General features: G+C 47.0%; 24 protein-coding genes. 20 read left to right on the top strand and 4 right to left on the bottom strand.

What is annotated here, in order from left to right:
- The first annotated feature begins 9 nt into the window (after positions 1–9).
- The 10 genes from BMX84_RS04475 (at position 10) to BMX84_RS04430 (ending at position 9,197) form a co-directional block, all read left to right on the top strand.
- Positions 10–1,323 carry a CHAD domain-containing protein gene (locus BMX84_RS04475; RefSeq protein ID WP_091487585.1) on the top strand — a complete coding sequence of 438 codons (1,314 nt, stop codon included), beginning with the start codon at positions 10–12 and terminating at the stop codon, positions 1,321–1,323.
- Positions 1,324–1,602: 279 nt separating this feature from the next.
- Positions 1,603–1,959, top strand: coding sequence for a PTS sugar transporter subunit IIB (locus BMX84_RS04470; protein WP_091487583.1), 357 nt, complete (start codon positions 1,603–1,605; stop codon positions 1,957–1,959).
- 11 nt (positions 1,960–1,970) lie between these two features.
- On the top strand, positions 1,971–3,260 hold the full coding sequence (gene celB, locus BMX84_RS04465; protein WP_091487581.1) for a PTS cellobiose transporter subunit IIC: 1,290 nt from the start codon (positions 1,971–1,973) through the stop codon (positions 3,258–3,260).
- A 71-nt stretch (positions 3,261–3,331) separates the two neighbouring features.
- Positions 3,332–3,652, top strand: coding sequence for a PTS sugar transporter subunit IIA (locus BMX84_RS04460; RefSeq protein ID WP_218142331.1), 321 nt, complete (start codon positions 3,332–3,334; stop codon positions 3,650–3,652).
- Positions 3,652–5,037, top strand: a complete 1,386-nt coding sequence (locus BMX84_RS04455) for a glycoside hydrolase family 1 protein (protein ID WP_091487579.1) — start codon at positions 3,652–3,654, stop codon at positions 5,035–5,037. The genes BMX84_RS04460 and BMX84_RS04455 overlap by 1 nt, the downstream gene beginning before the upstream one ends.
- 100 nt (positions 5,038–5,137) lie before the next feature.
- Positions 5,138–7,084, top strand: coding sequence for a BglG family transcription antiterminator (locus BMX84_RS04450; protein ID WP_091487578.1), 1,947 nt, complete (start codon positions 5,138–5,140; stop codon positions 7,082–7,084).
- Between the two features lie 178 nt (positions 7,085–7,262).
- Positions 7,263–7,583 carry a type II toxin-antitoxin system Phd/YefM family antitoxin gene (locus tag BMX84_RS04445; protein WP_177165461.1) on the top strand — a complete coding sequence of 107 codons (321 nt, stop codon included), beginning with the start codon at positions 7,263–7,265 and terminating at the stop codon, positions 7,581–7,583.
- Positions 7,583–7,897 carry a hypothetical protein gene (locus tag BMX84_RS04440; protein ID WP_091487574.1) on the top strand — a complete coding sequence of 105 codons (315 nt, stop codon included), beginning with the start codon at positions 7,583–7,585 and terminating at the stop codon, positions 7,895–7,897. Before BMX84_RS04445 ends, BMX84_RS04440 begins: the two co-directional genes overlap by 1 nt.
- Positions 7,898–8,406: 509 nt before the next feature.
- The gene (locus BMX84_RS04435; protein ID WP_091487572.1) at positions 8,407–8,781 is read left to right on the top strand and encodes a hypothetical protein; all 375 of its coding nucleotides are present in this window, start codon (positions 8,407–8,409) and stop codon (positions 8,779–8,781) included.
- A complete protein-coding gene (locus tag BMX84_RS04430; protein ID WP_091487571.1) occupies positions 8,778–9,197 on the top strand; it encodes a hypothetical protein in 420 nt (139 codons plus the stop codon). Before BMX84_RS04435 ends, BMX84_RS04430 begins: the two co-directional genes overlap by 4 nt.
- A 63-nt stretch (positions 9,198–9,260) precedes the next feature.
- On the opposite strand, the gene BMX84_RS04425 is transcribed toward BMX84_RS04430, so the two are convergent.
- Entirely contained in the window at positions 9,261–11,183 is a 1,923-nt protein-coding gene (locus BMX84_RS04425; protein ID WP_143058669.1) for a right-handed parallel beta-helix repeat-containing protein, read from the bottom strand.
- A 390-nt stretch (positions 11,184–11,573) separates the two neighbouring features.
- On the opposite strand from BMX84_RS04425, the gene rnc reads away from it, so the two are divergent.
- From rnc to ffh, 6 genes are read left to right on the top strand one after another with little or no spacing between them, the layout of a single operon-like run.
- Positions 11,574–12,278, top strand: coding sequence for a ribonuclease III (rnc, locus tag BMX84_RS04420; RefSeq protein WP_091487569.1), 705 nt, complete (start codon positions 11,574–11,576; stop codon positions 12,276–12,278).
- 53 nt (positions 12,279–12,331) lie between these two features.
- Positions 12,332–15,892, top strand: coding sequence for a chromosome segregation protein SMC (gene smc, locus BMX84_RS04415; RefSeq protein ID WP_091487568.1), 3,561 nt, complete (start codon positions 12,332–12,334; stop codon positions 15,890–15,892).
- Positions 15,893–15,910: 18 nt separating this feature from the next.
- Entirely contained in the window at positions 15,911–16,723 is an 813-nt protein-coding gene (locus BMX84_RS04410; protein WP_091487566.1) for a Cof-type HAD-IIB family hydrolase, read from the top strand.
- A 55-nt stretch (positions 16,724–16,778) separates the two neighbouring features.
- Positions 16,779–17,906 carry a signal recognition particle-docking protein FtsY gene (gene ftsY, locus BMX84_RS04405; RefSeq protein WP_091487565.1) on the top strand — a complete coding sequence of 376 codons (1,128 nt, stop codon included), beginning with the start codon at positions 16,779–16,781 and terminating at the stop codon, positions 17,904–17,906.
- Positions 17,907–17,952: 46 nt separating this feature from the next.
- Entirely contained in the window at positions 17,953–18,300 is a 348-nt protein-coding gene (locus BMX84_RS04400; protein ID WP_091487563.1) for a putative DNA-binding protein, read from the top strand.
- A 7-nt stretch (positions 18,301–18,307) separates the two neighbouring features.
- Positions 18,308–19,795 (top strand): signal recognition particle protein, encoded by a 1,488-nt coding sequence (ffh, locus tag BMX84_RS04395; protein ID WP_091487561.1) that lies wholly within the window; start codon positions 18,308–18,310, stop codon positions 19,793–19,795.
- A gap of 1,122 nt (positions 19,796–20,917) precedes the next feature.
- Here the strand turns inward: ffh and BMX84_RS04390 are convergent.
- From BMX84_RS04390 to BMX84_RS04380, 3 genes are all read right to left on the bottom strand, one after another.
- Complete coding sequence (locus BMX84_RS04390) at positions 20,918–22,273, bottom strand: FAD-dependent oxidoreductase (protein ID WP_091487560.1); 1,356 nt, start codon at positions 22,271–22,273, stop codon at positions 20,918–20,920.
- 192 nt (positions 22,274–22,465) lie between these two features.
- Positions 22,466–22,819 carry a hypothetical protein gene (locus tag BMX84_RS04385; protein ID WP_091487558.1) on the bottom strand — a complete coding sequence of 118 codons (354 nt, stop codon included), beginning with the start codon at positions 22,817–22,819 and terminating at the stop codon, positions 22,466–22,468.
- A gap of 116 nt (positions 22,820–22,935) precedes the next feature.
- Positions 22,936–23,178, bottom strand: coding sequence for an SHOCT domain-containing protein (locus BMX84_RS04380; protein WP_091487557.1), 243 nt, complete (start codon positions 23,176–23,178; stop codon positions 22,936–22,938).
- 294 nt (positions 23,179–23,472) lie between these two features.
- Here BMX84_RS04380 and rpsP point away from each other — a divergent pair, with 294 nt between their 5' ends.
- The 4 genes from rpsP to trmD all read left to right on the top strand — a co-directional run bounded on the left by rpsP (position 23,473) and on the right by trmD (position 25,449).
- The gene (gene rpsP, locus BMX84_RS04375) at positions 23,473–23,745 is read left to right on the top strand and encodes a 30S ribosomal protein S16 (RefSeq protein ID WP_091487555.1); all 273 of its coding nucleotides are present in this window, start codon (positions 23,473–23,475) and stop codon (positions 23,743–23,745) included.
- Positions 23,746–23,861: 116 nt separating this feature from the next.
- Positions 23,862–24,107 carry a KH domain-containing protein gene (locus BMX84_RS04370; protein ID WP_091487554.1) on the top strand — a complete coding sequence of 82 codons (246 nt, stop codon included), beginning with the start codon at positions 23,862–23,864 and terminating at the stop codon, positions 24,105–24,107.
- Between the two features lie 80 nt (positions 24,108–24,187).
- On the top strand, positions 24,188–24,700 hold the full coding sequence (rimM, locus tag BMX84_RS04365; protein WP_091487552.1) for a ribosome maturation factor RimM: 513 nt from the start codon (positions 24,188–24,190) through the stop codon (positions 24,698–24,700).
- On the top strand, positions 24,700–25,449 hold the full coding sequence (trmD, locus tag BMX84_RS04360; RefSeq protein ID WP_091487550.1) for a tRNA (guanosine(37)-N1)-methyltransferase TrmD: 750 nt from the start codon (positions 24,700–24,702) through the stop codon (positions 25,447–25,449). Before rimM ends, trmD begins: the two co-directional genes overlap by 1 nt.
- The last annotated feature ends 122 nt before the right edge of the window (positions 25,450–25,571 follow it).

Genomic DNA, 25,571 nt, shown 5'->3' with positions numbered 1-25,571 from the left:
GAGATCGATATGTCAATAGAGCTACTTATGATCCGTCATGGAATAGCCGAAGACCGCTCAGCGGATGTAGACGACAGCAAGCGTCAGCTGACTGAAGAAGGCAAGGAGGCGTTTGACGCTTTCATCTCGTCCGTCAAGAAAAATATAGAGACCGAACGGAACGTTTTAGTATGGACAAGTCCCTTAACACGGGCCAAACAGACGGCCTCAATCTTGATAGAACAGATGGGATGGCCAGCTGCGGATGAGAAAGAGTTTTTAGAAAGCGGTGACTACACTGCTTTCAGAAATGAAGTCAAGGCGCTGGATGAGGATACCCGGGTCGTGTGTGTCGGGCATAAGCCTATCCAGGGCGACTGGGTCGGCCTCTTGACCAGCAGACCGTATTCATTCAAAAAAGGCGGAGCAGCTCTGATCCGTTTGAACGATGACCGGACTCAAGGTAAACTCCTTTGGGAAAGTGACCCGAAGAGTAAAAAAAAACTTGATGAAACAGTCGCACCGATCAGAAAGATCCTTTTAGAGCGGGCAGAAGCGATGGAAGAGTCCTACCATCATTTCCAGAATAACCCTTATTCACCGGAGCGGACCCATCGCTTCCGGGTAGACATGCGAAAACTGCGCTCCCTGCTGCATTTCGTGAAACCGCTGATCGGTAAAGAGACGTACAAGGAAATGAATGACCAGATCAAAGATTCGTATCACCGGTTGGAGCCGCTGCGCGAAGGGGATGTCCTGATCGACTCCTGCGGCGAGCGGGCCCTAAAGGAACCGGAGCTGGTCGACGATTATTTTGAAGTGTTCCGTTACTTGCATAACGAACGGCGCAAGTGGATGCGTTCGCGTCTGACCAAGGGCATGACGGCCGCGTTCGAAGACATGCTTGCCGATACAAAAGAGGGGATCAGGCAGCTCTCTTTCGATCTGGACAAAACAGACGACGGCGATATTGAGGCTTATTTGAAAGACCGCTTCAAATCCAGAAAGAAAAAGGTGTACAAAGCTTTTGAGAAAGCCGACCACTCGGACCATGAAGCCGCTCATGATGTCAGGAAGAAAGCGAAAAAACTGCGATATGCTGTGAAAGGCTACAAAGATCTCCTGCCCAAAAAGAAAGCGAAAAAGGCGAAGAAAAAGCTGAAGACCATCAAAGACGAGCTGGGCGAGATCGGTGATCTGTATGTCAACAGCGAATGGCTCAAAGATTATGCCGAGAAAGTGGATGATCCTAAGCTTGAAGAGGCGTTCACTACGCTCGCAGACCGGCAGCTGAGTCAGCGCGAAAACGTGATAGATGACGAACCCGATTTGAATGAGTCATGATAGGAGAAGCGGAAGACATCTATTTAAATAAATGAAAATGAAGCAGAAAGCATCAGAGGCTGTGATCGGCACAATCTCTGATGCTTTTTATACGTTAAAATGTAACCCTACATAATGCGGTGGTGTTCATTTGTCGATGAATGCCTCTGGTGGAGCAAACAGGGTGTTCTGTCGTTCTAAAATGTAAAAAAAGTTTGCAGCTGCTTTAACTGCCTCTATTCTTTTTCCGTTAGTCAACGGAAATTCTACGTGTGGTGATGTAAGCGTTGTTATACTAAGATGTTTATAGAGTCAAAAAACGAACAAGAAAAGGAGAATATCATGGTTAAAATTTTATTGGCCTGTTCATCAGGTATGTCAACAAGCTTACTGGTCCAGAAAATGGAAGCGGAAGCAAACGAACGCGGATTGGATGCAGAGATCTGGGCAGTGGCTCAAGACAAAGCTGCTGAAGATATGAAGAAAGCAGATGTCCTGCTGATCGGACCGCAAATGCGCTTCATGAAGAAAAAACTGTCTGTCAATGCAGAAGAAGCCGGTATTCCACTGGATGTCATCAATCCGGTCGACTATGGTCGTGTGAACGGCAAAGCTGTCCTGGACACTGCATTAGAACTGATCGAAAACAATAAATAGGAGGGTATCACATGGATAAATTTATGGAAGTGCTTGAAAATGTACTGATGCCCGTTGCTGACAAACTGAACAACAACAGATACTTAACGGCTTTGCGTAATGGTTTCATGGTAGCCTTGCCGCTCATTATCTTCGGATCCATCTTCGTCGTTATTGCGAACCTGCCATTTTTAGATCGAGTGCTCAGCGAAGAAGGGTATGCGGCGTATCAGAATGCCTTAGGTCCTGCTTCCGCAGCGACATTGAGTATCATGGGCTTGTTCGTCATGATCGGTATCGGCTACAAAATGGTCGAAGGCCGCGGAGGCGAAGCCATTTACGGTGGTGTCGTAGCCTTGGCTTCTTTCCTGATCCTGACACCCCAAGTCGTTGAAGGCGTCGGCGGTGTTATCCCGACTGCCTCGCTTGGTGCACAAGGGATGTTCTTAGGAATCTTTACTGCTTTTATTTCGGCTGAACTGTATCACTTCTTTGTGAGAAAAAATCTGACGATCAAAATGCCTGAAGGGGTCCCAAGTGCGGTATCGCGTTCATTCAGCGCTTTGATCCCGATCACGCTGACTTTGACGATTTTCTTAGTCATTCGTCTGGTCTTCACTTTCACACCGTTTGAAACCGTACAGAACTTTATCTATACAATCATCCAGCAGCCATTAACAGCTTTAGGCAGCGGACTTCCTGCAACTCTAGTAGCCGTCTTGCTGATCCAAGTCTTCTGGTTCTTCGGCCTGCACGGTCAAATCATCATCAACTCTGTGTTTGACCCGATCTGGTATTCACTGAACGATGAAAACCTGGCTGCATTCCAAGCCGGTGAAGAACTGCCGCACATCGTCACAAAACAGTTTATCGACACCTTTATCGTAGGTATCGGCGGATCTGGGATGACCTTAGCTGTTATCATCGCTATCTTTGTCGCAGCGAAAAGCAGACAGATGCGTGAATTGGGTAAATTGGGTGGACCTCCGGGACTATTCAACGTTAATGAACCTGTCATCTTCGGATTACCGATCATCATGAATCCACTAGTTCTTATTCCTTGGCTGTTAGCCCCAGTTGTGGTTGCGGCTGTGACTTACTTCCTGATGTCAACTGGCTTTGCTCCAAAACCGGCCGGGGTCATCGTACCATGGACCACGCCACCACTACTCAGCGGGTATCTGGCGACCGGGAACAACATCATGGGATCTGTCATGCAGCTGATCAGTATGAGTATCGTCTTTGTCATCTGGCTGCCATTCGTCAAACTGCTGGATAAGCAATACTATGGTGAAGAACTGAGTGCTCAAGCAACAAACTAATAAACATTTAAGAAGACGAATCCCGGCATAGGGGATTCGCCTTTCTTTTAAAACATCAAAGGGGGATATTTATGAACGATAGAATGAACGAGATCGCTTTTGAGATTATATTATACGCAGGAAACGGCAAGTCCAGTGCGATGGAAGCCATCCAGGAAGCGAAAGATGGTAATTTTGAAGAAGCGGATCAGAAAATCAAAGAAGCCGGTGAAGAGTTAAGCAAGGCTCACGGCGTCCAGACCGAACTTCTGCAGGAAGAAGCTAAAGGAAACGGTGCAGGCGTGAATGTTATTTTAGTCCACTCACAGGACCACCTGATGACGGCGATGACGTTAAGAGACATGGCCGTTGAAATCATCGAACTGCACAGACTGAGACAGGAGGTCCGTTAATGACTTTAGATTACCAATTCCCGAAAGACTTCTGGTGGGGCAGTGCCGCTTCCGCCACACAGACAGAAGGCAGCACGAACGGTATCTCCGGCGCAACGATCTGGGATCGATGGTACAAGGAAGCACCGAACCGTTTCTTTGAAGGTGTCGGTCCAGACCAGACGTCTGACTTTTATCACCGCTATAAAGAAGACATCACAAACATGAAAGCGATCGGCCATAACAGTTTCCGCCTGTCGATCTCCTGGGCACGGCTGATCCCCGGAGGCAAAGGTGACGTGAACGATGACGCCGTCCGTTTCTATAACGAGGTGATCGACGAGCTGTTGAATCAGGGCATCGAACCCTTCGTCAACTTGTACCACTTTGACATGCCGATCGAACTTCAGGACATCGGCGGCTGGGAAAACAGAGAGGTCATCGAGGCGTATGCTGATTATGCAAAAATAGCGTTTGATCTGTTCGGCGACCGGGTCAAGACCTGGTTCACCTTCAATGAACCGATCGTGCCTGTAGAAGGGGGTTATCTGTACGACTTCCATTATCCTAATGTGGTGGACGCCAGACGCGCCATTCAAGTCGCTTATAATACGATGATCGCTCATGCCCGTGCAGTGAAACTCTATCATGAGGCACAGGACGGCAAGATCGGTATCGTATTGAACCTGACCCCGTCTTATCCGCGCAGTCAGAACCCGGCCGATCTCAAGGCCGCACATATCTGTGATCTGTTCTTCAACCGCAGTTTCCTGGACCCGGCAGTTTTAGGCGAGTATCCGGACGATCTGATCGAGCTTTTAGAAGAGCATGGACAGCTGCCTGAAACAAAAGTTGACGATAAGGATTTACTTAAAAACAATATCATTGATATACTAGGGGTAAACTATTATCAGCCGAGACGTGTGAAAGCGAAAGAGCATCTGCCGAATCCGTATGCACCCTTCATGCCGGACTGGTTCTTCGACAACTATGAGATGCCGGGCCGCAAGATGAATGTGTACCGCGGCTGGGAGATCTATGAAAAAGGCATCTACGATATCATGATCAACTTGAAAGAAAATTACGGCAACATCGACTCCTTTATCTCCGAGAACGGCATGGGCGTGCAGAACGAAGAACGCTTTATTAAAGATGGACGTATCGAAGATGATTACCGCATCGACTTTATCAAAGAGCATCTGAAATGGCTCCATAAAGCAGCGGAAGAAGGCTGTAACGTGAAAGGCTACCACTTATGGACCTTTATGGATAACTGGTCATGGATGAATGCCTATAAGAACCGATACGGTTTCTTCTCCGTGGACCTGGAGACCGGCGAACGGACGGCCAAGAAAAGTGCCGAGTGGATCGCTGAAGTTTCAAAACAGAACGGATTCAACGATTAACGTTTAAGATAGATGAGAGAAAAGTGCTTTAGCGTAGCGATAACGATTGCTGCGCTTTTGTGCATGAAAAACAGCTAGGTTTTAGAGGAAGGAGGATACGATGGACGATCGAATAGAAGCCATATTGAGAGAACTGATGGGATCCAACCACCCGTTGACTGGAAAACAGCTGGCGAACCGGCTGGATGTCAGTTCCCGGACGATCAGAGACGATATCAAAGTGATCAATGACGAGCTGAATGACTATGGTGCCGCGATCATTTCTAAAAGAGGCGTCGGGTATGAACTGAGCATCGATGAACCGAAACTGTTTCGCGCTTATCTCAATAACCTGACTCAGGACGCAGAGCAGCAGGCGACGGTCCCGACGACACCAGACAACCGTCTGGCTTATGTCATCCGGCGTTTTCTGCTTTCTGAAGATTCTATCAAGCTCGATGATCTGGCCGACGAGATCCATGTCAGCAAATCCACACTTCAAGTCGATCTGAAAGAAGTGAAACAGCGTCTGAACACGTACTCACTGGCCTTAGTCAGCCGGCCCGGTTATGGACTTAAGCTTTCAGGGAGCGAACTGAACCGCCGCTTCGCCATGTCGGAATATCTCTTTGACCGCGAACGACTTACCCCAGATCTCATGTGGCTGGATCAGCTGACGACAGTCGCCGACCTTAGTCAGGAAGAATTGGACAATGTCTGGGAACTCCTTCTGGAACAGCTCCGCATCAATCAAGTGACCTTATCAGACATTGCCATTAATAATCTGTTCGTTCATATTATCATCGCTTACAAACGGATCACAGAAGGGCATCATATCGCCTTGATCGACCAGGATATCGAGAGCATCAAGACGAAGAAAGAGTATACCGTGGCTCACAATATCGTGAAACAAGTGGAGAAAGCACTGGATGTGTCGTTTCCGAAGATCGAAGTAATTTACATTGCCATTCATCTCTTAGGAACCAAGCTGGTCAGTGAAGACCGGTCGATCAATCAGGAGATCGAAACCGTGATGGACGAAGGCATTCATGCACTCACTTTAAAAATGCTGAATGCCGTCGAAGAGCGCTTCTCTTTAGGTATCCAGAATGACAGGGAACTGATCATCGGACTGGGGCTGCATCTCAAGCCGGCCATCAATCGCTACACATTCGGCATGACGATCCGGAATCCGATGCTGGAGGATATCAAGAATAATTATCCGCTGGCCTTTGAAGCAGGGATCATTGCCGCCATGGCCCTAAACGAGCAGCTTAACGTATCGATCGACGAGAACGAGGTGGCCTATCTGGCTTTACACATCGGGGCCGCGATCGAACGCAAGAAAGCAGCGAACCGGCCGAAGCAGTGCTATATCGTCTGTGCGTCAGGCGTCGGCAGTGCCCAGCTGATCAAGTACCGCATCGAAGCCGCTTTCCGTTCGCAGATCCACGTTCTGGGCACGACAGAGTATTACAAGATCAAAGATATCCCTTTTGAAGAAACGGACTTCATCATCAGTTCGGTCCCGGTCAAAGAAGACCTGCCGATCCCGGTGATCGAAGTGAACGCGATACTGGGTCAGAAAGATTTAGCGCGGATCGAGCAGTATGTGTCCTTTGAAGAAAAGAGCATCACCGACTATTTCCCGGAAGCCAATGTCTTCTTGAATCAGAAACTCACTTCAAAAAAAGACGTTATTGAATTCCTGGCCGACTACGCCAAATCAGTCGACGATCTTGCGGAAGATTACACCCAGCTGATCTATGAACGGGAAAAAATTGCGCCGACCGCTTACGGCAACATGATCGCGGTTCCTCATCCGATCTCACCGCAGACCTCCAAGACGTTTTTGACCGTCTGTACTTTAGAAAAACCCATCGAGTGGGCCGACCGAAAAGTGCAGTTCGTCTGCCTCTTAAATGTAGAGAAGAACAGTCAGGAAGACCTGCAGGAGATGTACAGGATTTTGAGCCGCATCGTCAATGATGAACAGCTGATCCAGAAACTGATCAAAAGCAAGACGTATCATGCGTTTATACAGACCATTTTGCGTATGGAACAGTAATAGAACTGATCGAGACCAGGTGCAGCAGCCTGGTCTTTTTTTATTTAAAAACAAGAAATGAGATATTTGACTGAGCTTTTAAAAAGGCACTTAAATAAGTTCTTTTTTATGATTTGAATTAAGTGTTTTAATGAAGTATAATAGTTGCAAGAAGATATACGAGAAAGAGGTGCAGAAAATGAAAACACTTGATGTGAAGACAAGATCAGTAACAGAAGTGAAAAGAGAATTCTCAAAAATCGTCAGTGAAGCAAATGAAACAGGAGAGCCTACTTTTGTATTCAATCATAACAAACCCGAGGCAGTCATCATCAGTGTAAATGTCTATGAAGATCTAGTTAAAAAAAATGAAGAGTTAGAAAATCGTCTTTTCTATGCTCAGTTGAACGCCCGTGTCAATGAGGGGCCCGGGAAACTGATTCCTGCTAGGGAAGTCCTGGAATCGAAAAAAGACAGAAATCCTTTTGGTGCTATGACAGATGAGGTTCTCTTCGACTGATGGCGGACGTCTATTTTTGGAGAGAAGCGAAAAAAGAATACAAAAAGTTGGACGGTTCTTTAAAACAATGGGTAGATATAGCTGTAGATCGTCTTAGTCTTAGAGGCTCAGAAATCGGTAAAGACCTGGGTAACACATATTATGCCAAATTAGCAGGATTTAAGGAACTCAAAAACAATAAACTGGGTATTCGGCTTATCTTTAAACCGACTAAAGACGGTAAAGTAGAAATCATTGAACTCGTGTCGATCGGAAAAAGGGAAGACGAGAAAGTTTTTTTCACTGCTGAAAAAAGAAGACAAAAGCGATCTTAAAATAAGAACAGGGCTGCGTTACTTATCACAGTGACGCAACCCTGTTCTATAAGTTTCTTCTGCCCGATTTTATGTTTCCTCATCATTCAATTTGCTGAGAAGTTTTTGTAATTGATCATGAATAATATCTAGTGCGACTCCGATAATGTCTAAGATGAAATGGATAAGATAGATGAACCAAATGAAGAGATAGTAAAGTGTCTCAACTGCAAATCTCAGTGCATATACTAGAATGACTATAAGAGTATATATTGTTTGTATCAACATCCCGAGCAGCAAAAAAAAATGGGTAGAATCAATATTACACCAACAATCTGTTCAATGATACGAATCACCTTCCGTGTTGCAGATTCATTTTCATGTTAACAAAGAACACCTGCAGGACCAACCCACTATATAAAAACACGTGTTTTCTTGACTTTTATTCATAGGTCTCTTATCATCTATGTATATACATAAAAAGCAGTTGGAAGTCTGGCGACTGTGAGCGGTCGGGAAGGGGAGGACGTATGAAGAAGTTTTTTACTTATGCAGGCAAGTCGGCAGCGCTCCTCTTTTCATTCATTTTAGCGGCGATCGCCTTATTCATGCTTGGCGTAGTGATCAGTTTGCTGATGAATGAGCCGAAACAGGCGGAAGAAGAAGCGTCAGTTGAGCCGGTAGAAGAGCAGTCAGAGTATATCGATGCCTATAATGTTCTGGACAATGAACGCGGTGTCGTTGTATGGCCAGATACTGAAAGCGGCGAAAAGGGGAAAGTTCTCTACATCAGAAACGGGACATCCTTTCAGTTTTTCGGCCGTTCAGGCGATGATATCCATGAGTATCATCATGTGATGAATGAAATTTCAGAAACAATGAGTAAAGAGGTAGTGAAGGAATGAAGAAGTTCTATATGTATATCGGAGTCGGTGCGGTGTCTCTTTCGGCACTGGTCCTGATCGGCTTTGCGGTCGTCTCATTCATGTCAGCGCGTTTGGACATTTCAAATGACCGGCTCGATGCACGCGAAGAAGAACGGTCTGCTGTAGAAGACCGTTGGATCGCATCCCACAAAAGGAAACCCAATGATCCGCTAGAAGAGATTAATGACAACGAACTTGTCATCGAGGAGGTTGCTGTTATAGGTACGAGGGGAACACTGGAATGGTCGGATATACGGGGAAACGAAGGAACAGTCATCTTTTATGTCAATAAGGATGAGTCGTATTCCATTTCCAAACGGCGCAGTGATCTGCCTGAAACGGTTCACGGTTATCAAAGTGACTTAGAGAAAGCGATCGAAGAGGCAAAAGAATGAGAAAAAAGTGTAAGGCAACTGATTTATACAGTCGCCTTACACTTTTTTTATTCATCACTAGGGTCAGTCCCAGACTTTGATGCGGTTCTTGCCGCTCTTCAGTTCTTTTAAGGGGCCGAGTACAGAACGACCTTCTTTAATGTTACCGAGCAAATCGGCGTTCAAAACGACTTCGCTGCCGTCTGGGTTTTCAAAATCGACGTCGGTGAGTCTGACGCGCTCCAAAGTGTGTGTGGAGTGAACGTCGCCTAATAGGTCTTCAAAATCTTCAGACATGTTCAGCTCGAGATATACTTCGTCGCCGTCTTCAACGATCTTGATCTCTGGATCGTGAGCCGTGACCAGATTGTCTTCTTCACGGTCAAAAGGATTTGCCCCGTTCAGGTAAGCATTCTGATTGATGTAAACAGGCTGTTCGACAACGTTGTAGGCGCCGTGGTCACTGCCTTTGTCGTTATGCACGCTGCCGATGTATTCTTCAAGCGACGTCGTGTAGCCCTTGTAGTGATCGGTGCCGACACCTTCGATACCTTCGTCGCCGATGAAGATGTTGTTGTACCAGCGGTCGTCTCCGCCGTAAACAGGGGAGAAGCCTTTGATGTCTGTGCTGTGCGCCACGTGGTAAGGCGTCGACCGGTCGAGCATCTTGCGGTGTTCCATATGGCCGCGGACGATATTGTTGACGAAAGCACCGCCCTGGGCATGGTTGTCGATCGCGTAGTCCGCTGTCAAAATGTTATGGTCGACGATGAACGGCCCGCTGCTGACTTCGACGAACAAGTCACGGCTGTTGCGGTAGAACAGGTTACGTGTCACACGAGTCCCTTGCAGCTGCCAGTCGAGCCAGATGCCCAAGGTACAGTCGTGGATACGGTTATCTTCTATCTGTGTATCGATGGCCGCGTGCAGTTTGATCCCGGCGATCTCGTGTCCGTAGAACTGACGCTTGACGGCGATATTGTAGATGTGGTTGCCCGACACTTCACTGAAAATACAGCCCAAGTGGCCGACCACACCGTTCTGGCCACAGTCATGGATCTTATTGTTACGGATGATGTGCGAACCGATTTTTTCCTTGCTCCAGCCCACTTTCTTGGCAGAAAAGACCGATTCGATCTGATAGTGATAGCCAGGCTTGTCTCGGCGCTTGCTTGAGAAGTTGTCGCCGGTCGATGCTTCTTTACCCATACTGATACCGGAACACTTGGCATCGTGGATATCGTTGTTCTCGATGATCCAGCCTTTACTCCAGTGCGGTCCGATAAGTCCGGGCTGGTCAGCAGTAGGGGGCGTCCAAGGTGTTGCGGCTTGAGCCATCTCAAACCCTTGAACAGTGATATAGTCCATCCCGGTTTTTTCAGGGAAGAAGCAGGCTTTACGTACGTTGATCTCTGTCAGTTCTTCATTCGGATCAAAGTCCTGGAAGTTGGTATAGATCGTGGTGTTCATGTCATCAACTTCAGCGTGCCAGACGTATTTCTGTCCTTCCGGATCATGAGCCGGGATCGTTATGCCTTGCCAGAATTCTGTGGCTTCTGTTTTGACTTCAGGTTTTTTCACTTCGTCCAGGGATTCCGCTTCATAGAAGGACTTGCCGTTGACGTAGACTTCACCCAGGTGACGGTTTGGGTTATAAACGACCCAGTCGCCGTAGATTTCTTCTTTATACGGGTTGTAGTTGCCGAAGAAGGCGTTTGGAATAACGACCTGCCAGACGGATCCTTCTACTTTTTCCCAGGAATCGATCTGTTCAGAACCTTTGATCACAACTTTTTCTCCGTCAGCCGCTTTATACGTGATGCGTCTCCAGTTGCTCAAGCCGGGATTCTGTGGGTCGACGAGTTCTCTATAGACCCCTTCATGAACGATGACCGTATCGCCGGCCATGGCGACAGCTGCCGCTTTATTGATGGTCAAGAAAGGCGCCTGTTTCGTGCCTTCAGCTTGATCTGAACCATTTTTTGCTACGTGATATTCAGTTACCAAATTAAATTCCTCCTTATCTTTAACTCCTATTATAACGCTTCCAAAAAAGAGATAACAGACACCCGGCTTGTCTTTGAATAGACAATTTTAGTGATTTCGATTTTATATAGAAGACCATACGCGCTGGCTAGCGCATATGACCATTATGAAATGATCAGTCTGGTCCTTATCGAAGCGAACAGAGGGGCGCCAGCAGGCATAATAAAAGCGAAATCGGACGCATAAACAGCCAGCTGATCGTTCATTTCAGGATACGCGACCGAAAAAAGCCGAAAACATCGCAAAAAACCGAACAGAACCGGCTTTCCTTGCAGTCCCTTGTTTATTTTTCCCATGAAATCAAGTATAATTAACAGGGTATAGAATTTTTTTGTAAGGGAGGGAAGTTATATGACGAAAAAGTTAGTGAACCATGTTGAAAAAACGTTTGGTGTGACGTTCGATGACGAGTCTGTCTTAGTCGAAGCGTTTACCCATTCATCCTATGCGAATGATCATCGTGAACAGAATATCAAGAATCTGGAACGACTGGAGTTTCTCGGCGATGCCGTTTTAGAACTCACCGTCTCCGATTACCTTTACCACAAATATCCGACACAGCCTGAAGGACAGCTGACACGCAAACGTGCGTCGATCGTCCGTGCAGAAAGCTTAGCCAAATTGGCCAAAGAGTATCAGCTGCATGAATTTGTCCGCTTAGGCAAAGGGGAAGAACAGATGAACGGGAGGAACCGTCCGTCACTTTTGTGTGATGTGTTCGAAGCCTTTATCGGGTCGGTCTTTGTTGACCAGGGAATGGACGTTGTGCTTGAGGTGTTGAAACAGATCTTGTTCCCGAAAATCGATTCCGGTGCTTTCTCTCATGGGATGGATCACAAAACTGCTCTACAGGAACTGCTTCAGCAGAACGGCGTCGTGACGATCCAGTATAAGGTCGTTGATAAACGCGGACCTGATCACCAGCGCGAGTTTGTGGTCGAGGTGTTTGTTGAAGGAGATTCATACGGTCGTGGTGCCGGCCGATCCAAAAAGGCGGCGGAACAGAATGCGGCCAAGCATGCCCTGGAGAGCCTGGAAGACGCGAATCAGTCCTAGTGTTTAAACCTGTTTCAAGAGTCTTTAAATGCTAGAGAGGAGAGACTTTAAACGTGCAATTAAAACGATTAGAAATCAAAGGGTTCAAATCCTTTGCCGACAAGACCGTCATCGACTTTACCGACGGCATCACAGCAGTTGTGGGACCCAACGGCAGCGGAAAATCGAATATCATCGAAGCGATCCGCTGGGTCATGGGTGAACAGTCGGCCAAGACCTTACGAGGCGGACGCATGCATGACATTATTTTTTCAGGGACCGATTCAAGAAAAGCCATCAATATCGCTGAAGTCACCCTGATCCTGGATAACTCGGACAGTTTTTTACCGATCGACTTTGAAGAAGTGAGCATCGGCCGCCGGATCAACCGGAACGGAGACAGCGACTACTTCATCAATAAAGAAAGCTGCCGGCTGAAAGATGTCGTGGATCTCTTCATGGATTCGGGACTTGGGAAAGAATCCTTTTCCATCATCAGTCAGGGGCAGGTCGAAGCAGTCTTCAACAGTAAAGCGGAAGACCGCCGAGCCATTTTTGAAGAAGCTGCCGGCGTGTTCAAGTACAAACTTCAGAAAGAGAAAGCGGAGCGCAAGCTCTTTGAGACCCAGGACAATCTGGACCGGGTTCAGGACATCCTGTATGAACTGAACGACCAGCTGGAACCCTTGAAGAAACAGAAAGACATCGCCCAGTCCTTTGTGTCACAGAAAGAAGAACTCACGGATCTGGACATCGCCCTGTCGGTACTCAAGATCGATCAGTATGCAAAGGAACAGAAAGAAAATAAAACCAAGATCGAAGCACTGAACGAGGATCTTAGACGCGTCCAGGCAAAGATCGACCGTGAGTCAGCGGAACTGAAAGAGAAGCGCACCGAACTTCATGCCATCGAGGACAAACGTGAAAAACTGCAGGCGCAGACCATCACATCTGTGCAGCAGATCGAACGGACAGAAGCTCAGCTGCGTCTGGTCGAAGAAAAAGAGCGGCATCAGGATGCTTTCCTGTCTGAAAAACAGGCCAGTCTGAAAAAAGAAGAAACTCGTCTGGCTACTTTGAACAACGACTACGAAAAGCTTGAGGCCACTTATCAGGAACAGGCTGAACATGTAAAAAAACTGAAAGATGAAGTCAAGAAGTACGACGAGCGTCTGGCCCGTCTGATGGGGAACAAGGAAGAAGCCATCGAGGAGCTGCGCGGCGAGTATATCGATGCGATGCAGAACAAGACGTCTCTGAAAAACGAAGAGATGTATCTGGAACGCGAGCGTCAGCAGGCGACAATCAATGCTGAAAAGCACAAAAAGTCACTCAATGACGTGTCAGAGAAGCTGACTGAGGCCAAAACCTCTCACACAGAAAAAGAAGCGACTCTCAAAGCGATCAAAACAGAAATCGACGAGCTTCTAGAAACGTATACGTCTAAAAAAGCCTTGATGGACGACACGCAAGGGTCCTTCAAGCAGAAAGCTAGTCGACTGAACCAGTTGAACCAGCAGCTGCAGCGGGCTCAGGCCAAACAAGCCAGTCTCAAGGAAATGCAGGAGAATTATGCCGGCTACTTCGCCGGAGTCAAAGCCGTCATGCGCGGCAAAGACAGGCTGGAAGGGATCGTCGGGACGGTCGCAGACATGATGGATGTGCCGACAGACGTGACCGAAGCCATCGATGTGGTTTTAGGCGCAGCCAGTCAGTTCGTCATCGTGGAAGACGAAAAAGCCGGACGCGATGCGATCTCTTATTTGAAAAACAAAAAGGCCGGCCGGGCGACTTTCCTGCCTTTGACCACCATAAAAAAACGTTTTGTTTCACCACAAATGCGACAGCAGGCACAAGACGTGGACGGCTTTATCGGTATCGCGAGTGACCTGATCAACTTTGACGACAAAGTCAGAAATGTCATGGAGAACCTGCTCGGTCAAACGATCGTAGCCAGAGATCTCCAGTCAGCGAACGCCATCGCGAAAGCTTTGCGCTATTCTGTCCGGATCGTCAGTCTGGACGGCGACGTGATGAATGCCGGCGGTTCGATGACCGGGGGCGGAGGCAAGCGTTCCTCTAATGCCCATCTGTTCTCTCAGAAGAAAGAACAGAAAGCCCTGCGCATCGAGATCGATGAGCTGAAAAAAACCATCAAACTGCGTGAAGACGAAAACCAGTCGGACAGAGACACGATCGAGTCTCTGACGAAAGACCTGGAAGAGCTGCGGACCTCCGGCGAAGATAAACGCCTGGAAGAACGCCAGCTGGAACAAGTGGTCGAAAGTCTGACAGAAACCGTGAACCGTCTGGAACGCGAATGTAAAGGTCTGCGCTATGAACAGCAGGAAGCAAAAAAAGAAGAGACCCAAGTCGAAACGGACTTGAAAGAGGTCAAGGAAAAACGTGTCCGTGCGGAAGCTGATCTGGAACACCTCAAGCAGGAACTGGACCAGCTGACCAATGAAAAAGAAGACAAGCAGGTCCAGAAAGACCGCCTGGAAAGTGAACGCGAAGAGTTGAGCGAGCAGTGGAATGCTGAGCGTGAAACCCTGGCTTTCACCCGTTCCAAACGCGAAAGTATGGAAGCACAGATCAGCGACGTCGACCAGTCGATTGAGAACATCAAAGCAGAACTCACCCAGCTGGAAGAAGGCGTGGAGCTGGAGTCGAAAGAAGACTTGGGCGAGAAGCTGGGAACCTTGCAGAAAGAAGCCGTTAAACTGAAAGCTCAGGAAAGCGACTTGAAAGAGTCGCATAGTCAGCTTGACGAAACGGTCAGTCAGCTGGATGAATCTGTGTCCTATGCGATCCAATATAAAACTGAACTCACAGAAAACAAGAATCAGCTGGAGATCGCCCAGTCCCGTCTGGATGTCTCGATGGATCATCTGCTTGAGTATCTGTCAGAAGAATACACAACAAGCTATGAAGAAGCCAAAAGCATTCAGCCGGCTGAGATCGATGCCGAAGCGACTCAAAAACGTGTGAAACTTTTGAAACGCGGAATCGAAGAACTGGGTCCTGTCAACTTGGGGGCCATCGAAGAGTATGAACGCGTGGCCGAACGCCATGACTTCTTGGCTGCTCAACAGCAGGATCTTTTAGAAGCGAAAGAGAAATTATATGATACGATGGATCAGATGGATTCAGAAGTGGAACGCCGCTTTTACGAGACCTTCAGTCAAGTGAAAGAACAGTTCGCACTCGTCTTCCCACGCATGTTCGGGGGCGGGAAAGCGGAACTGCGTCTGACCGATCCGGATGATCTCCTGCACTCAGGGATCGATATCATTGCCCAGCCACCCGGAAAAAGACTGCAGTCACTGAGTCTGTTGTCCGGCGGTGAACGTGCACTGACAGCCTTGTCGCTGCTCTTTGCCATTATCCAGGTCAAACCGATCCCATTTTGTATCCTGGATGAAGCGGAAGCGGCCTTAGATGAAGCCAACGTCACCCGTTTCGGACGTTATCTGCATGAATTTGCGTCCGATACCCAGTTCATCGTGATCACGCACAGAAAAGGCACGATGGAAGAAGCCGATTCGCTCTATGGGGTGACCATGCGCGAAAAAGGCGTGTCACGACTCGTTTCCGTGCACCTGCAGGATATCGAAGATACAGTGACCCAATAACAAACTTTGGAGGATTTTATGTCTATCAAACTCGTTGCCATCGATCTGGATGGCACACTACTTAACAGTGACCATGAAGTATCAGAAAAAAACAAAGACGCGATCAGAAAGGCGAAAGAGCAAGGTGTGAAAGTCGTTTTAGTTACCGGACGTCCGTTGAAAGCCATGCTGCATATCCTGGAAGACTGTGGGCTCACAGAAGCAGGAGATATTGCTCTGACGTATAACGGCGGTTTAGTCCAGTGGACACAAACCGGTGAATCCGTCCGTCAGATCACTTTTCCTAAAGAAGACTCCCTGGATATCTACAAGCTCAGTCAGGATCTGGGACTGCCGTGCAACTTTATCGACTTGGATACCGTTCACGCGCCGCCTTATCCTGAAGGGAAACCGTCACAGTATCCGAAAGTCATGAATGCCCTGCCGTTTGAGCCGATCGATATGACGAACCTGCCGGAAGAGTTTCCGATCAATAAGATCGTCTACTGCTGGCATCAGGAAGAGCTCGACGAAAAGATCAAAGAGATCCCGGATATTTACCGTGAGCGTTACAACTTGATCAAATCACGTCCGCAGCTGCTGGAATTCATGCCGAAATCGATCGATAAAGGAAAAGGCCTCGACCTTCTTTCTGAAATCTTAGGCATCGATGTGGCCGATATGATGGCCATCGGGGACCAGGAAAACGACCTGGCCATGGTCCAGCGTGCCGGTACCGGCGTGGCGATGGAAAACGCGATACCGCTCGTCAAAGATGCCGCACAGATCATCACGAAAACGAATGATGAGCACGGTGTCGGTTATGCTATCGAGAAATATGTGTTAAACTGATTTTATTAAGACAAACACTTTAAGATAAATAAGCTATAGAAAGAGTGAATCCACTATGGGATTATTTGACAAGATCAAATCAGCTTTTACTGGTGCGGATAAGAAAGAAGAACCGAAACAGCCGGAAGTCAAGGAAGAGGAAAAGGTCAGTGAGGTCTCTGAGGACGAAAAAGTCGAGAAAGTCACTGAGATCAGTGAACAGTCCACGGCCAAAGATACCACGCTTGAGCCGGACAATGACCGCCGGGAAACGGAACAGTATGAAAAAGGACTGAAAAAATCCCGTGTGAGCTTCACCCGTCGCCTGAATGAACTGTTAGCCAACTTCCGTTATGAAGATGAAGAGTTCTTCGAAGAACTGGAAGATCTTCTGATCGAGTCGGACGTCGGCTTTGAAGCGACCATGCATATCGCCGATACGCTGCGCTATGAATCAAAAGTGCAGAATGTGCGCAGCATGAAAGACGCGGAGCGCGTGATCGTCCAGACGATGGTGGACATGTACGGCGAAACCAACCCGGACCACCACTTTTTCAATGAAAACAAAGACGGCTTGACGGTCGTGCTGTTCGTCGGAGTCAACGGTGTCGGTAAAACGACCACGATCGCCAAGATGGCGCATCAGTATATCGAAAAAGGCCAGAAGGTCGTGATGGCTGCCGGAGACACTTTCCGTGCCGGAGCGATCGAACAGCTGCATGTCTGGGGAGACCGCGTGGGTGCTGAAGTGGTGTCGACCAAACAGGGCGGCGATCCTGCGGCTGTTGTGTATGACGGGATCGAAACGGCCAGAAATTCTGGCGCGGATATCCTTCTCATTGATACAGCCGGACGTCTTCAGAACAAGAAGAACCTGATGAACGAACTGGAAAAAATGAAACGCGTCATTTCAAGAGAGATCCCGGACGCGCCGCATGAAACACTTTTAGTTCTAGATGCGACGACCGGACAGAACGCCTTGAACCAGGCCAAGATTTTTAAAGAGACCACCGATGTCACCGGTATCGTTTTGACGAAAATGGACGGTACGGCCAAAGGTGGGATCGTTCTGGCGATTGGGAAAGAACTCGGTGTGCCAGTGAAATTCGTCGGCTTGGGTGAAACGATGAACGACTTACACCCATTCGACACGGAGAAATTCGCTTACGGTTTATTCAAGGAACTGATCGAACAGACTGCCTAAAGGCTTTTATTGATGCTTGGGCAGGGATAAAGGAGACGAAGAATCAATGGAACTGGAAAAAACGTTACGCATGAACCGGTTGTTCTCGTTCTACCGTCCGCTGCTCACCAAGAAACAGCAGGAATATATGCAGCTTTACTACGGCGATGATTACTCACTGGGTGAGATCGCCGATGCCTTTTCTGTGAGCCGTCAAGCGGTGTACGACAACATCAAGCGCTCAGAAACGATTCTGACGGATTATGAAAAGAAACTGCACCTCGTAGAGGACTTTGAGAAAAAGCAAAAAGCTGTAGAAGATTTAAGTGACTATGTGAAAGAAAATTATAATGAGGATTCTCAGCTGTTTGACTATATTCAGGCAATCAGTTTAGAAACCATGAGAGAGGAATGAAGCACGTATGCCTTTTGAAGGATTAACCGGACGTCTGCAGGATGCCTTTTCCGGACTGCGTAAAAAAGGGAAAGTAACCGAAGCCGATGTCAAAGATGTGATGCGCGAAGTCAGGCTCGCTTTACTTGAAGCCGACGTCAATTATAAAGTGGTAAGAAATTTTGTTAAAACCGTTCGTGAAAAATCACTCGGAGAAGAAGTTCTCGGCAGTCTGAACGGCGGACAGCAGGTCGTCAAGATCGTTAACGACGAACTCACAGAACTGATGGGTGGCGAACAGGAGAAGATCATCTTCGCTGAACCTGGACAAGGTCCAACGGTTTACATGATGACAGGTCTGCAGGGTGCCGGTAAAACGACCACCGCTGGTAAACTGGCCAACTATCTCCGCAAGTACGAGAAGAAAAAACCGATGATGGTGGCGGCGGATATTTACCGTCCGGCTGCGATCGACCAGCTCCAGACTGTGGGACGTGACTTGGATATCCCAGTGTTCAGCATGGGCGACCAGGTCAGCCCGGTCGAGATCGCCAAGCGTGGTCTTGAAGAAGCGATCGCGGACAACCGTGACGTCGTGATCATCGATACGGCCGGTCGTCTGCATATCGACGAAAAATTGATGGACGAACTGGAAGACGTGAAAGCGGCCGTCAATCCGCATGAGATCTTCCTGGTCGTTGATGCGATGACCGGTCAGGACGCCGTCAATGTGGCGGATTCCTTTAATGAACACCTGAACATCACCAGTGTCATCCTGACCAAACTGGACGGAGACACACGTGGGGGTGCGGCACTGTCTATTCGTTCCGTGACCAACAAACCGATCAAATTCACCGGTACCGGAGAGAAGCTTGACGCTTTAGAACCGTTCTATCCGGACCGTATGGCCAACCGAATCTTGGGGATGGGCGACATCCTTACCCTGATCGAACGGGCTCAGCAGGAAGTCGATGAAGAACGCGCCGAAGAAATGGCCGCGAAGATGCGTGAGAACCGCTATGACTTCAACGACTTCATCGAGCAGATGGACCAGATGCAGAACATGGGACCGCTGGAAGACATCATCAAGATGATCCCCGGTATGAACAATCTGCCAGGCATGGATAATTTCGAAGTCGATCCCAAAGACATGGCGCACATGAAAGCCATCGTGATGTCCATGACCAAAGAAGAACGTGAAAACCCGGATCTCCTGTCACAGAAACGTAGACGCCGTATCGCTAAAGGGTCAGCCCGTGACATCGCGGAAGTCAACCGCCTGATCAAGCAGTTCAAACAGTCCAAAGAGATGATGGGCAAAATGTCCAACGGTAAAATGGGCGGTATGGAAAAAATGCTCGGTAAAATGGGCGGAGGCAAAGGTAAGCTTGGTAAGAAGGGCGGCATGGGCAATATGGGTGGCATGGGCGACCTGCTCGGCGGTCTTGGCGGTGGAGGCAACTCCGGCAGCAAAAAGAAGAAAAAGAAGAAAAAAATCGTCAAACGCAAGAGATAATAGAAGGGAAGCAGGCGGCCAGTCCGCCTGCTTTTTCTGTGTACTAAGATCTTTTAGATAGGTGGGATTAGGCCGCGGCCTAATCCAGACCTTATTAGACCTGGTCAGACTGGGTTCTTCATGAGTGCATTTTATGCTCCCATGATTAGGTTTACTCAAACAGATTTTCTTTTGAGTACGTCTAATAAGCGCCACAATGGACGTAATCGCCAGTAATTCCTCCCGGGTACGTTTAATGACCGACTCATTGAGCGTACTCAATCTCGTGACTCCGCGAGCACGTTGAATGAACGCCACAAAGAGTTTACTCATCAATATATTCTTCTGAGTACGTCTTATATGAAGCACATTAGGTTTGCTCCAATTATTTTTGTTGTGAGTGCGTTGAATAACAGGGTCATTCAGCGTGCTCAAGCATATTTCATCGTGAGTACGTCCAATAAGCGCCACAATGGACGTAATCGCCAGTAATTCCTCCCGGGTACGTTTAATGAACGACTCATTGAGCGTACTCAATCTCATGACTCCGCGAGCACGCTGAATGAACGCCACAAAGGGTTTACTTATCAATATATTCTTCTGAGTACGTCTTATATGAAGCACATTAGGTTTGCTCCAATTATTTTTCTTGTGAGTGCGTTGAATAACAGGGTCATTCAGCGTGCTCAAGCTTACATCACTGTGAGTACGTCCAATAAGCGCCACAATGGACGTACTCGCCAGTAATTCCTCCCGGGTACGTTTAATGATTGCCTCAATCGGTGTACTCACCACCAATTTTTTTTGGGTACGCCTAATGATCACCTCATTAGGTTTGCTCAAAACGAAAGATGCGTGAGTACTGCTAATAAACAACTTATTTACATTACTCGATTTTTAATCTTCAAGAGTTTGACGAATCGGCACCTCACGGGTATCGCTCAACCTTTTTTCTGAATACGCCCGCCTGATACATTTTACAACCAGGCAGAGAAGAGGTATCTGAGCCGATGGAGGAGGAAACAGGGGTAAGGACAGTATGTTTTTGAAACAGGCGTATTGAATGCGTCTCAAAAGAAAAGAAGAAAAGCCCCGGACCATCCTGCGTCAACAGGATAGTACGGGGCTTTAAACTCACACTTTTTAGAATAACATGTTGTCACTGCCGTATGGTTCTTCCAATGCCTGGTGGGCAAGGACGTTAAGGAAGTTCCATGGACGGTTGAATTCAGGTTGGAAGAAGAAGTCGGCAAAGGCTAACTGCTCCAATGTCCATCCTGCTGTGATCACTACAGAAAGTGTATTGATCGCAGGCGTAATATCATAGGTCGACATCAATTGTGCGCCAACGATACGGTGACTGTCTTTCTCATAATGCACTTTCATGAGAACTTTTTCATCGTCTCCCATGAATGAAGGACGTAATTTTTCTTCTACAAATTTACTTGTTACTTCAGCTTCTACTGTGTCACTGTCGATGTCTTTGACACCTGTTGAAGCAAACTTATGTGAGAAGAGAGAGAGACCAGATGTCCCGGTCACTTCAGGCATTTTCATTTTTTTATCACTCATGTTTTTAGCTGCAACGACTGCCTGACGACGGGCGTTTGAGGCTAAAGCGATAAGTTTACCGCCGTGTGTTGGAGCGAATGGGATCTTAGTAGCGTCGCCTGCTGCGAAGATGTCTTTTTCAGATGTTTCCATATATTCGTCCACAACGACTGTCCCGTCTTTATCCAGTTCGATAATGCCGTCCAGCCACTTGGTATTTGGACGAACACCGGCAGAAAGGATAACCGTGTCTGCTTCATATTCACCTTTGTTGGTAATGACTTTTTTGACTTTACCATCTTCTTCAACGATTTCTTTGACCATTTCATCTGTACGGACAGTGATTCCCTGGTCGCGCATCTCATCTTCAAGAATATCAGTAAATTCTTTGTCCAGATATGTTTTCAGGATGCGATCGAGTGCATCGATGACAGTTACTTCGATACCGGCTTTGGCAAAGGCTTCAACAACTTCGATACCAATATATCCTGCACCTACAACAACGGCTTTTTTGGATTCTGCCATACGGTCCTTGATTTTTTCTGCCCAGTTTCGTCCACGAACGTAGAACGCATTCTCAAGATCTGTTCCAGGAACCGGTAATTCCAGTGGTTTGGCCCCAGGAGAGAGGAATAGCTTGTCATAAGACTCTTCAGATTCGCCGTCTTCAGACTTCACTGTGATCGTTTTATTGGCTGCGTCGATACCGACAACATCACTGTTCATGTGAACGATGACGCCTTGTTCTTTAAAAGAATGTTCTGTTGCGTAATGAAGCTGGTCAGCATTTTTACTAATGCCTTCTAAATAGCTTTGGATTCCGCAAGACAAGAATGAGGCAGTAGACCCGCGTTCATAAAGATGCACTTCTGCATCCGGATTTTCCTGTAAGAGTGTTTCAGTTGCTTCATAGCCTGCGTGAGATGTTCCTACAACGATAAATTTCATTGTAAATTCCTCCTAATATAGTTTGAATATGTACGGTTCACATACCTATATTAGTTTATCAAACAATCCCAGAGAATAGAAATGATATGCCTGTGATTATATTTTAGGGCGCAGCGATGGGGTTGACACTGAAATATATGTCTATTCCCGACAAGATCATTGGATCGGGGGAACAGTGGCAACACAATCTGGTTACTGGTCACTCGTGTCCTGATTCAGCCAGTACTGTTCATCTTCAATCAGTTTTTTAAGTTTGTCCAGTTCATCTTCGGATGCCGTTTCAGTGGTGGTGGTCAATCTGTCCAGCTGTTCTGGAGGCAGACCCAGCATTTTTTCGAGTTCCTCCTCAGACAGCAGGCGCCGGTTGATATAATTTTCCACTCGGGCAGTGTAAATAATGGATTCGATCTCTCTGTCCGTCAAATCTTCTTCCACCGAAAACTCCAGCTTCAGCAATTCTTTTAAGGAAGAGATATCCAAAAGCACCCCAAGGCCTTTCGCATAGCCTTTGATCTGGCGCATGATAAAGTCCTGATCTTCATACATCCTGCTCACTCCTTTTACTTTCACCTTTACTATAGCACGAATCCCTTTCTCTCAAGCTAAAAAAGACTGAAAAGGGAAGGGGGAACTTTCAGCCTTTTCAGTCTTTTTTCGACCGGTTATTGTCTTAAGTTATTCTTTTTTCTCATATACTCTTCTTCTGACAGGTTTCCTTTAGCGTATTCCTCATCCAGGATATCTAACGCTGACTGTTTTCTTGAACGCGTATGGTGGTGCGAATTATCTTCAGATACCTTTCTGAATAGCAGATACAGAAAAATGATAATGAGTACCAACCAAAACAGGCCTCCAAACATCATATTGAAACCTCCTCCAAACAAACCGTACATCGAATGCATCATATCATAGTCCTCCTAAAAATCTTTTACAGTTTATAGTATACTGTGGGAATATGGAGATTTTATGGAGAAAGAAGCTGGATATTCAGTGCTCACTTTCACCAGCTTCTGGAAAAGTCAGATCAAAATACATATCTGCCTTACAAATTTTACTCTGTAAAGAAAAAACACTTGACGAGCATTTCATTCCATGATAAGATTGCTATTGTGAGTTTGAAAGAGAACTAAACTCAAGCAAAAGGGTCTTTAAAATGAAAAGAACGCCTTATCATCATATCAACAGGAGGTGCAAGTATAATGGCAGTAAAAATCCGCATGAAACGTATGGGTTCAAAAAGAAATCCGTTTTACCGTTTGGTAGTCGCTGATTCTCGTGCTCCACGTGATGGACGCATTATTGAACAAGTTGGAACTTACAACCCTGTATCAAAACCAGCTGAAGTTAAAGTTGACGAAGAACTCGTTATGAAATGGTTGAGAGATGGCGCTAAGCCTTCTGATACAGTTAAAAACTTATTATCAGAAAAAGGAATCATCAAACGATTCCACGACGAGAAATACAGCAAATAATCGTTCGAATTAAATGAATCACTTAAGAAGAAAAGGATGGAGCGCTAATATTATTATTACTGTTCCATGTCTTTTCTTCATTCTATATAGAGAGCATTTAAGCAAAGGATGGTAGTATGACTGATACAGAGATGAGAGAGTTAATCAGAACCATTGTCGAACCATTGGTAAGTCATCCTGAAGACGTTAAACTTGATTTGAAAGACACAGATGACTTTCATGAATATTTGTTATCTGTTCATTCGGATGATGTCGGTCGTGTGATCGGTAAGCGCGGGCGTATTGCCAAGGCGATCCGTTCCATCGTTTACAGTATCCAGTTCGATGGACCTAAACGTGTCCGTCTGACGATCGTCGACTAGTGAATTGAACAGTAAAACGGGGATGGCTCTTTGAGTTCATCCTTTTTTTGTATCGATATTGAGAAAAAGGGAGATAAACGATGGAATATTATGATGTTGGAAAAATCGTCAACACCCACGGGATCAAAGGGGAAGTGCGCGTGCTATCAACGACGACCAATCCTGAAGAACGATATTATGAAGGGGCGCCGTTGATCTGGTTCGGTAAAAAGGGCGAGCAGGAAGCACTGACCGTCAAGTCCCACCGTACGCATAAGACTTTTGACCTGTTATCTTTTGAAGGATACGGCAATGTCAATGATGTGGAACAGTTCGTCGGCGGGACCTTGCGCGTGAGCGAAGATATGCTTTTGGAGCTGCCTGAGAATGAATTTTACATTCACGAAGTTATCGGGAGTACCGTCATCGATGATGATTCGGGTGAAGAGATCGGCAAGATCAAAGAGATCCTGTCGCCCGGCGCCAATGATGTCTGGGTCGTAGAGAGACCGAACAAGAAAGACTTACTGCTTCCTTATATCGAACCGGTGATTCTTGACGTGGATATCGAAAATCAAGTCGTTCGTGTACATGTGATGGAAGGGTTAGATTGATGAAAATAGATGTTGTGACACTTTTTCCGGAAATGTTTGACGGGCCGCTCGGTCATTCGATCGTCAAGCGAGCCATTGAAAAGGATATCGTTGAAGTCAATAAAGTGAATTTCCGCCAGTTCGGTAAAGGGAAGCACCAGGTCGTTGATGATACGCCATATGGTGGCGGAGCAGGGATGCTCTTAAAACCGGAACCTCTGTTTGAAGCAATGGATTCGATCAACGAACGTGATCCTGAAACGAAAAAACGCGTGATCTTGATGGATCCGGCCGGCAAACCTTTTAATCAGGCGATGGCGGAAGACTTTTCAGAAGAAGAGCACCTAGTCTTCCTCTGTGGGCATTATGAAGGCTATGACGAGCGTATCCGCTCGCTCGTGACGGATGAGGTCTCTCTGGGCGACTATGTCCTCACAGGAGGCGAACTGGCCGCCATGGTCATGATCGATGCGACCGTGCGCCTGCTTCCGGAAGTTTTAGGGAACGCATCGTCTGCTCAGACCGATTCGCATTCCAGCGGTTTGCTTGAGCACCCGCATTATACCCGGCCGGCTGAATACAAAGGCATGAAAGTACCGGAAGTCCTGATGAACGGCAATCACGGGCTCATAGAAGCCTGGCGTCATGAGGAATCGCTGAAACGCACCTTTGAACGCCGACCCGATATGCTGGAGTCTTATGACTTGTCAGACAGGGATAAATCCTTGATCGAAAAGTGGCAAAACGAAGCAGACGAGACCGGCGAATAAGTCAGTAAACGGGAGTATTTTTAGAGAAAGTAAGTAAAAGTCCTTTACACCTAATTAGTAGTATGGTAAAGTTAATAATTGAGTGGGCAACCACTCTTATTTTCGCAATATTCCGCTGGGAC

The organism is Alkalibacterium putridalgicola (genome assembly GCF_900109825.1).
In the GTDB taxonomy this organism is placed as follows: domain Bacteria; phylum Bacillota; class Bacilli; order Lactobacillales; family Carnobacteriaceae_A; genus Alkalibacterium; species Alkalibacterium putridalgicola.
This window is presented reverse-complemented; position numbering and strand designations above follow the sequence as displayed.

Excerpts from the sequence above, each read along its gene's own strand:
- BMX84_RS04475 (WP_091487585.1), top strand. The coding sequence starts at position 10 with ATGTCAATAGAGCTACTTATGATCCGTCATGGAATAGCCGAAGACCGC.
- BMX84_RS04470 (WP_091487583.1), top strand. The coding sequence starts at position 1,603 with ATGTTTATAGAGTCAAAAAACGAACAAGAAAAGGAGAATATCATGGTT.
- celB (WP_091487581.1), top strand. The coding sequence starts at position 1,971 with ATGGATAAATTTATGGAAGTGCTTGAAAATGTACTGATGCCCGTTGCT.
- BMX84_RS04460 (WP_218142331.1), top strand. The coding sequence starts at position 3,332 with ATGAACGATAGAATGAACGAGATCGCTTTTGAGATTATATTATACGCA.
- BMX84_RS04455 (WP_091487579.1), top strand. The coding sequence starts at position 3,652 with ATGACTTTAGATTACCAATTCCCGAAAGACTTCTGGTGGGGCAGTGCC.
- BMX84_RS04450 (WP_091487578.1), top strand. The coding sequence starts at position 5,138 with ATGGACGATCGAATAGAAGCCATATTGAGAGAACTGATGGGATCCAAC.
- BMX84_RS04445 (WP_177165461.1), top strand. The coding sequence starts at position 7,263 with ATGAAAACACTTGATGTGAAGACAAGATCAGTAACAGAAGTGAAAAGA.
- BMX84_RS04440 (WP_091487574.1), top strand. The coding sequence starts at position 7,583 with ATGGCGGACGTCTATTTTTGGAGAGAAGCGAAAAAAGAATACAAAAAG.
- BMX84_RS04435 (WP_091487572.1), top strand. The coding sequence starts at position 8,407 with ATGAAGAAGTTTTTTACTTATGCAGGCAAGTCGGCAGCGCTCCTCTTT.
- BMX84_RS04430 (WP_091487571.1), top strand. The coding sequence starts at position 8,778 with ATGAAGAAGTTCTATATGTATATCGGAGTCGGTGCGGTGTCTCTTTCG.
- rnc (WP_091487569.1), top strand. The coding sequence starts at position 11,574 with ATGACGAAAAAGTTAGTGAACCATGTTGAAAAAACGTTTGGTGTGACG.
- BMX84_RS04410 (WP_091487566.1), top strand. The coding sequence starts at position 15,911 with ATGTCTATCAAACTCGTTGCCATCGATCTGGATGGCACACTACTTAAC.
- ftsY (WP_091487565.1), top strand. The coding sequence starts at position 16,779 with ATGGGATTATTTGACAAGATCAAATCAGCTTTTACTGGTGCGGATAAG.
- BMX84_RS04400 (WP_091487563.1), top strand. The coding sequence starts at position 17,953 with ATGGAACTGGAAAAAACGTTACGCATGAACCGGTTGTTCTCGTTCTAC.
- ffh (WP_091487561.1), top strand. The coding sequence starts at position 18,308 with ATGCCTTTTGAAGGATTAACCGGACGTCTGCAGGATGCCTTTTCCGGA.
- BMX84_RS04390 (WP_091487560.1), bottom strand. The coding sequence starts at position 22,273 with ATGAAATTTATCGTTGTAGGAACATCTCACGCAGGCTATGAAGCAACT.
- BMX84_RS04385 (WP_091487558.1), bottom strand. The coding sequence starts at position 22,819 with ATGTATGAAGATCAGGACTTTATCATGCGCCAGATCAAAGGCTATGCG.
- BMX84_RS04380 (WP_091487557.1), bottom strand. The coding sequence starts at position 23,178 with ATGATGCATTCGATGTACGGTTTGTTTGGAGGAGGTTTCAATATGATG.
- rpsP (WP_091487555.1), top strand. The coding sequence starts at position 23,473 with ATGGCAGTAAAAATCCGCATGAAACGTATGGGTTCAAAAAGAAATCCG.
- BMX84_RS04370 (WP_091487554.1), top strand. The coding sequence starts at position 23,862 with ATGACTGATACAGAGATGAGAGAGTTAATCAGAACCATTGTCGAACCA.
- rimM (WP_091487552.1), top strand. The coding sequence starts at position 24,188 with ATGGAATATTATGATGTTGGAAAAATCGTCAACACCCACGGGATCAAA.
- trmD (WP_091487550.1), top strand. The coding sequence starts at position 24,700 with ATGAAAATAGATGTTGTGACACTTTTTCCGGAAATGTTTGACGGGCCG.